Genomic DNA, 5,484 nt, shown 5'->3' with positions numbered 1-5,484 from the left:
ACCTGCCAGCGATTCATCTCCCCAAAGCTCCCCCTCCCCCGTTTCCCTGCCCGGACTCCCCTTCCCCTTCAACAACCGCACCTATACCTGCCACATCACCACCGTCGAGGGTCAGCGCGAACTGCACATCTACAACCCCGACGGGCAGCTTTTGGCCACTCGCCCCAGAGAAACCTGGGGATTTTTGGGCAAGAGCCGTGCCGAGGCTCAACCTGTGGATGTCTCCCAGCCGCACTATTTCAACCTGATTCGCGCCGCCCTCAACGCGCTGGAAATCGCGGAAAAGACCGATCTGCTTAAAAAAAAAGATCGACTCCTAGCTGAAAAAGACCAGCACATCCACGCGCTCACCCAGCAGCTTGCCCATTTGCAGCAGCAGCTAGACCGTCTCTCCGCCGAACAGCCGCAGACTCCGCGCTCCCAGACCGAGTCCGAACCGGATCACGCTGAAAATCAACCGCGCCGACCAGCCACCATCCCGCAACCGCAAGCCCAAATCGACACCATGCAGGATGCTGTCTCGGCGGAATTTGCGGTGGAATCTGCCTTACCGAATCAGCAGGCGGGTTCTGCAATCCCAACGCCCAGCGCCCCAACCTTTCCTAAACCTGCTTTCCCCAAACCTGCATTTCCCAAAAACATAAAAGCGCACCTTGGCAAGAAAGTCTGGTATTGCCTCAATGCCCAAAGCCAGCAGGACTTACAAACGGCTCAACGGCTGATGGGCGAGTCTGGGGGAGAAATGGACGCTGCCGCAGTGGGTTATGCCGATGCTGCTGCTGCTGATTATGCAGCCGTTGGGCGATCGCTCTGTGCGGTCGTGCTGCGGGAAGTCGTCGAGCCGTTTATCACGGCGCTGGGTGAATACTGGCTAGAGCAGACAGGCGACACGCAGCTTGGCGACCTTTCGCTCGATCCAGAGGAGTTCAAAACGCCCAACGCCCTACATATTTTGGCGATGCTCCTTGCGCCCACTTGGCAAGCCATTCGAGAATCCGCGCTGAAGATGCCGCTGGAACCCGCCGCTGCGGATCTCTACGTCCTAGCAGGCAACCCCGACGACGAAGCCGCAGCGGATGCCCGCTATCAGGTTACGGAGTTTCTGCAAACCTGGGAGCATCCGGTGGCGGACTGGATGCAGCGTGACTCTGCTGCTGCTGCGAGTCTGCTGGCGCAGGTAGGGCAATTGAGTTTGGGAGCATTTGAGAAGGGGCGATCGCTCTATCCCTGGCAGTTGAACAGATTGCAGCAAAAGATTTTGGGAAAATCGGCTAAATCGGGGCTATTGCAATCGATCTATGGCGGCTAATAGCACATAGCGATCAGTCAGATGCGGGTTTGGTGGGTATGCAATCACAAATTCCGCCCTTGGTTCTTTCCTTGGTTCTTTCCCAGGGCAAAGCAATAGGCTGCCTTTAAACTGTTACAGTTGGGCCAAAGTTCAACCAGTCCATTGGAAACTCGACGATAAATTCAACCTGATTGTTAGCGCTCTCGGCTCGAATAATTCCTCCAAGCCGCTCTACAAGCTTTTTTGCTAAAGCCAATCCTAGCCCAGTGCCTCCATGTCTCCAGGGGTCAAGGCTGGGCACACGATAGAACTTATCAAAGATGCGCTCTAGCTCGCTTTCAGGAATCTCGATGCCTGTGTTAGTAACCACCAATTTTAAGTAGCCCGCTTCTGCCCAGGCTGAAAGTGTAATGATCCCTTCAGCGGGGGTATATTTGCAGGCATTGTGAAGCAGTTCACTCAGGATTCGGGATAGATAAGCAAGATCCGTTGTGAATGCAGGTAAGGCTTCAGAAATAGCCAGTTGAAGCTGCTGCTGCTGGCTACGGGCTTGCAGTTCAAACGGCTCTGCAAGATGGGGTAACCACTCACGCAGATCAATCGTCGTCAGCGCGAGCGGCTCCACATCTGCATCGATACGAGCCAAATCCAGGAGATCGTTGATTAAATTAATTTCTCGCTGAGATTCATTTTGAAGAATTTGGAAATAGCGACTCACTGGGCTAGAAGGCGTATCAATAAGATTGAGCGGTCTGAGCTGAATCTCAAGCATTTGAATTGCCAGCTTAATGCTAGACATAGGCGTTCTCAACTCGTGAGAAACGGTACTCAAGAAGTCATCTTTTAAGCGGTTCAGGCGCTCTAACTCTATAACTTGCTGTTGAGCAGTTTGATACAGGCGGGCCTGTCGAACGGCGATCGCGCACTGATTGGCAACCTGTTGTGCGACTCGCAATTCCAGTTCGTTAAAGTCTTGCTGTTTGGGTTTGAATAACCACAGGCTTCCCAATACGCCCTCATCATCCATCAGCGGACAAGTCATCGCCGAAAACTCAGCCTGCCCAATGCGAAACAAGTCACCATTGGTAAAACAAAACTGACTGGTTATTCCCTGAAGAATCTGCTCATGGATATCACGAGCGGGAGGTTCTGAAATCGAAAAATTATGCCCCAGACAGCTTGGCAACTGGGTCGTATACTCACTGCGAATAGTACACGCAGTTCGGTCAGCGTCGTAGATTCTAACATCGCAACATTCAACCCCCAGCCCTAGCGCCAGTTCTTCAACGGCCGTTTGCAGGATTTGTCCCTCGTCCAGGCTATCTCGAACCTTATCTGTAATGCGCTTCAAAAGCGACTCAAATTCGAGCGCTCGTCGCAACTCGTTGGTTTGGTTCTCAACCTGCTGCTCCAGATTTGAATTCAGCAATTGAATTTGCTGGTGAAGCTGGGCTTGTTGAATTGCGATATTGAGCGGAATGAGTAACTGCCGCAGCAAATCAACTTCCCAAGATTCCCAGTGGCGTGGTTCTGAACAATGGTGGGCAATTAATAATCCCCACAAAGACTCTCCGTATAAAACTGGTAAAGCCAGATTTGCCCGCACCTGAAGACTGATTAGCAGGTCTCGATGACAGGGCTGAATATTCGCAGTATACACATCCGCGATCGCGCTAACTCGTCCTTGTTGATAAGGTTCCTGCCAGAGAGACTCAAAGCAGGGATCATGGATGGTTTGCCCTAGAATAGAAAAGCTTGCAGCGCTGACAGACTCGGCAATAATATTACCATTCCAATCTGGAGTAAACTGATAAACCACAACCCGATCAGTCCTGAGAAATCGACGGACTTCTTCTACAGTTGTGTTCAAAATCTCGTATAAATCGAGGGATTGGCGGATGTGTTGGGTAATGCGTCCCAGAAGCTGTTCTCGCTCAGCTTGTTGACGCATCATTTCTTCAATTCGTAAGCGCTCCAGAACCTCTCGCTCTAGCTCCTGATTAGCCATCTCTAGCTGTGCGGGACTAGGAATTTCTAAGGCCTGAGGAACAAGGGGCACGAGCCGGATTGCAGTAAACACAGAGATCCCTGAGGTGAGAGCTTTAATAATACCTGAAAGCCAATAAGTTGGATGCCAGAGCGTCCATACTTCCATCACATGAGTAGTCCCGCAAGCAACAATAAAAGCGCTAAACAGAAGAAAGACCCAAGGATAGGGGAGGTCTCGTCGTCGATAGACAAAATAAATGAGAATACAAGGAATAGAGTAGTAGGCGATCGCAATTAGGGAATCCGAAATAAGGTGTAATCCAATAAGTTCCGGCTTCCAGAGATAGCAGTGCCCACGCGGAATAAATGGACTATCAATCAACAGGGATCTGAACATCTTGACAGTGTGATTTCTCGATCAAGTGAGGTTGAGATTAATGCACTTGCTGCTTCACTATCTACGGGTCTAGAGAAGAAGTATCCCTGCATTTTTCTGTAACCCATTGCCTTTAAAAATTCGACCTCCTCGATCGTCTCGACTCCCTCTGCGATCGCTTCCAGCCCCAGCTTTGATGCCAAAAACAAAATTGCCTTGCTGATATGCCACTGTTTGCCTGCTACGAAGCATCGGTCAAGCTTTAAAGCATCGACTGGCAAATTTTGTAAACGTCCCAATGAAGAATAACCTGTTCCAAAATCATCGACATACAACTGCACGCCAAGCGACTTGAGCTTAGACAGGGTGGCGATCGCCATGTCATAGTTTTGAATTAGAGAAGTTTCTGTAATCTCTAACTTCAAGCTTCCAGGCGCAATTTTAGTATCTCGAAGAATTTCTTGAACAGCTTCAATAAAGCTTGGCTGTAGGAGTTGAATTGCAGAGAGATTAACGCTCATAAATAGTGGCAGTGCCGAAGGAAACTGTTGCTGCCATCGGCCAAGCTGATGGCAAGACTGCTCAAGACTCCATAGCCCCAGTTGGTGAATCAAGCCTACTTTTTCAGCGAGTGGAATAAACACAGATGGAGGAATCCAGCCTTTCTGTGGATGCAGCCATCGAGTTAGTGCTTCAAATCCAATAATTCGATCCGACTCCACACAGAAGATCGGCTGATAAAACGTCTGAAATTCCTGACGATCGATTGCCAAATAAAGGTCATTTTCTAAATGAAAATACCTCATTTCCAAATCCGACAGTAGCGTAACCGGAGAGACGTTTTCATGCTCAATTATTTTTGCCAGTCGCTCTAGTCGATTAGCGCTAACAATTGCCAGACTCAGAAAAGATTCACATTCTGCTGATAAAGTCCCAAAGTGCCCGCTATGCAGCAGGCGTAAGACACCCAGAATTGCAGTCAGCGGCGTTCGCAGCTCATGGCTGATAAATGTAGTGAAACTCTCAGGTTTCGAAGAGAGAGTGAAGATATCCAAATCATCGGGAAACTGCTGCTCAAGATCCTGCCCTTCAAATGCTCGATGTCCCGATTCGTAGGAAGCCGGAACACTGTCATTTAAGTAGCCCATAGCAGACACCCTAACAAACATTTTACTGGATCTAGTGTGACCTTCTGATTTCAGCGACCTGCATCCGAAACTCAAACTCTCTCACTTAATCATCTAATCATCTGACAAGTAAGGCCGCACTCAAAAGACCAACCAGTTCGGGCAATCGCAGCTTAAGCCACACCGAATAGCGGCTTTTTGAGGCTGTAATGCACACGGACTCTCCTGCCTCAATCTGCTCCTGAGCATCTGAATAAGCCTTCAAACGTTCTTCAGCAGGATAAGACTTGAGCAGCGTATATAGCTCACCACCAACTCGCATTCCCTGAAGAACACCTTGATCCCAATACTTAAATAGATGGACTAGCCCCTCATCTATAACGGATGGAAACAGCATTCTTTCCTCTTCTGAGACGATCCGTATTGTGAGCAAGACTGGATGAAAAGTGAAACCACCCGTAAGCAGTGCGAGACTGAGTTACCTATACTCAAAAAAACGGCTTTGATGAATGGATGCATTCACTGCAATTCATAGTAGATACAAAATGTGACATTCGCGTGACATCTCAAAAAATCCACGAATTCTGCATGAATTCTGCACGAATTCTATGTAATTCATAGGTAATCCATAGGTAATCCATAGGTAATCTCAAATCTTGCACCTTTCCCAATAAGTCAAGCTAGGCAATGATTTGAGAATA

Annotated in this window: 3 protein-coding genes and 1 pseudogene; 1 reads left to right on the top strand and 3 read right to left on the bottom strand. The window is 48.9% G+C overall.

Annotated elements, in window-relative coordinates; genetic code table 11:
* Window positions 1-1,309 (top strand): annotated as a pseudogene (locus IGS51_RS00050) (hypothetical protein); the annotation flags it as partial.
* Window positions 1,310-1,415: 106 nt separating this feature from the next.
* Here the strand turns inward: IGS51_RS00050 and IGS51_RS00045 are convergent.
* The 3 genes from IGS51_RS00045 to IGS51_RS00035 form a co-directional block, all read right to left on the bottom strand.
* Entirely contained in the window at window positions 1,416-3,662 is a 2,247-nt protein-coding gene (locus tag IGS51_RS00045; protein ID WP_297074712.1) for a GAF domain-containing sensor histidine kinase, read from the bottom strand.
* Window positions 3,659-4,804, bottom strand: a complete 1,146-nt coding sequence (locus IGS51_RS00040) for an EAL domain-containing protein (protein ID WP_297074711.1) — start codon at window positions 4,802-4,804, stop codon at window positions 3,659-3,661. Before IGS51_RS00040 ends, IGS51_RS00045 begins: the two co-directional genes overlap by 4 nt.
* A gap of 97 nt (window positions 4,805-4,901) precedes the next feature.
* Window positions 4,902-5,180, bottom strand: a complete 279-nt coding sequence (locus IGS51_RS00035; protein ID WP_297074710.1) for a hypothetical protein — start codon at window positions 5,178-5,180, stop codon at window positions 4,902-4,904.
* Between the last annotated feature and the right edge of the window lie 304 nt (window positions 5,181-5,484).

The sequence above is a fragment of the Thermoleptolyngbya sp. M55_K2018_002 genome, assembly GCF_015295965.1.
GTDB classification, from domain to species: Bacteria; Cyanobacteriota; Cyanobacteriia; order Elainellales; family Elainellaceae; genus Thermoleptolyngbya; species Thermoleptolyngbya sichuanensis.
This window is presented reverse-complemented; position numbering and strand designations above follow the sequence as displayed.

Coding starts and splice junctions, on each gene's coding strand:
- IGS51_RS00040 (WP_297074711.1), bottom strand. CDS start 4,804: ATGGGCTACTTAAATGACAGTGTTCCGGCTTCCTACGAATCGGGACAT.
- IGS51_RS00035 (WP_297074710.1), bottom strand. CDS start 5,180: ATGCTGTTTCCATCCGTTATAGATGAGGGGCTAGTCCATCTATTTAAG.